This is a genomic window from Herbaspirillum lusitanum P6-12 (genome assembly GCF_000256565.1).
GTDB classification, from domain to species: Bacteria; Pseudomonadota; Gammaproteobacteria; order Burkholderiales; family Burkholderiaceae_D; genus Herbaspirillum; species Herbaspirillum lusitanum.
In genome coordinates, this window is record NZ_AJHH01000511.1 from 1 (window position 1) to 2,161 (window position 2,161).

Consider the following 2,161-nt stretch of genomic DNA (forward strand, 5'->3'; position numbering starts at 1 on the left):
CGCGCGCCGCGCGCGCGTCCCAGCGCTATGCGATGAACGGCGCGAGGACGGCGGGCTGCGGGGGATTTGATGCGATGAGTGGATGCGCCGGATGGGGCGTACCGGCTCAGATATCGACCGGATCGACTTCCAGCGACCATTTGGCGCGGGTCTTCGTCTGGCGCAAGACCTCCATCCAGTCGCGCAGGAAGGCCTGCAAGGCCGGCCGCGACGGGCATTCGACCAGCAACTGGGCACGCTCGACGTTGGCCACGCGCGTCATGGTCATCGGGATGGGATCGTTGATGGTGATGCCCGGGTGCTCCAGGCAGGCCGCCGCATCCTGCAGGAAAGCCAGCGCGACATCGAGTTCGGCCGCTTCGGCGCGCAGCAGCGCCTGGTAGAGGAACGGCGGCAGGGCCGCCTGCCGGCGCTCTTCGAGCAACTGCGTGGCAAAGCCGTCGTAGTCGTGCGCGGCTACCGCGCTGTACAGCGGATGATGCGGATAACGACTCTGGATCAATACTTCGCTGGGCGAACCGCCCTCCTTCTGACCGGCCCGGCCCGCGCCGGCGACCTGCATCAGTTGCGCGAACAGGCGCTCGCTGGCGCGGTAGTCGTGCGAAAACAGCGCGGTGTCGGGATTCATCACACCCACCAGCGTCAGGCGCTTGAAGTCGTGTCCCTTGGCGACCATCTGCGTGCCGATCAGGATATCGACGTCGCCGCGGTGCACGCTGTCGAAGGCATTCTGGGCCGAACCCTTGAGGCGCGTGGAATCGGCGTCGATGCGCAGGATGCGCGCCTCCGGAAACATCGCCTGCAAGCCTTCTTCGACGCGCTGGGTGCCGCGTCCCAGCGGTTGCAGGTCGACGTTGCCGCAGGTCGGGCAGGCTTTGGGGATGTACAGTTCCAGGCTGCAATGGTGGCAGCGTAAGCGCCGCTCAGGCTTGTGCAGCACCATGAACGAAGTGCAGCGCATGCAGTTGCTGATCCAGCCGCAGGCATCGCAATTGAGCACCGGCGCATAGCCGCGCCGGTTGAGGAACAGCAGCGACTGCTCGCCGCGCTCCAGGCGCAGCTTGAGCGCCGCCACCAGCGTCGAGGTCAGGCCGTCGTTGGGACGGTCGCGTTCCATGTCGATCATCTTGACCTTGGGCAACACGGCGTCGCGCACCGCGCGCTCGCGCAGTTGCAGCCGGCCGGCGACCTGCATCAGTTGCGCGAACAGGCGCTCGCTGGCGCGGTAGTCGTGCGAAAACAGCGCGGTGTCGGGATTCATCACACCCACCAGCGTCAGGCGCTTGAAGTCGTGTCCCTTGGCGACCATCTGCGTGCCGATCAGGATATCGACGTCGCCGCGGTGCACGCTGTCGAAGGCATTCTGGGCCGAACCCTTGAGGCGCGTGGAATCGGCGTCGATGCGCAGGATGCGCGCCTCCGGAAACATCGCCTGCAAGCCTTCTTCGACGCGCTGGGTGCCGCGTCCCAGCGGTTGCAGGTCGACGTTGCCGCAGGTCGGGCAGGCTTTGGGGATGTACAGTTCCAGGCTGCAATGGTGGCAGCGTAAGCGCCGCTCAGGCTTGTGCAGCACCATGAACGAAGTGCAGCGCATGCAGTTGCTGATCCAGCCGCAGGCATCGCAATTGAGCACCGGCGCATAGCCGCGCCGGTTGAGGAACAGCAGCGACTGCTCGCCGCGCTCCAGGCGCAGCTTGAGCGCCGCCACCAGCGTCGAGGTCAGGCCGTCGTTGGGACGGTCGCGTTCCATGTCGATCATCTTGACCTTGGGCAACACGGCGTCGCGCACCGCGCGCTCGCGCAGTTGCAGCTTGCGGTACCGCCCGGCCTGGGCATGCTGCCAGGTTTCCAGCGATGGCGTGGCCGAGCCCAACACCACCGGAATCGCCAGTTGATGCGCACGCCAGACCGCCAGATCGCGCGCCGAATAACGCAGGCCTTCCTGCTGCTTGTAAGACGGATCGTGCTCTTCGTCGATCACGATCAGTTTGAGATGCGGCAACGACGACAGGATCGCCAGCCGTGTGCCGAGCACGATGCGCGCCTGGCCCTGGTGCGCCGCCAGCCAGCTGAGCGTACGCTCGCCTTCGGCCAGGCCGCTGTGCAGGCTGACCACGTGGACGCCCGGAAAGCGCGCGCGGATATTCGATTCGAGCTGCGG

At 66.3% G+C, this 2,161-nt stretch carries 1 protein-coding gene; it reads right to left on the reverse strand.

Annotated elements, in window-relative coordinates; genetic code table 11:
* Positions 1–106 precede the first annotated feature (106 nt).
* The coding region (gene priA, locus HLUSI_RS34280; protein WP_238534024.1) for a replication restart helicase PriA at positions 107–2,161 on the reverse strand (2,055 nt) is incomplete at its 5' end.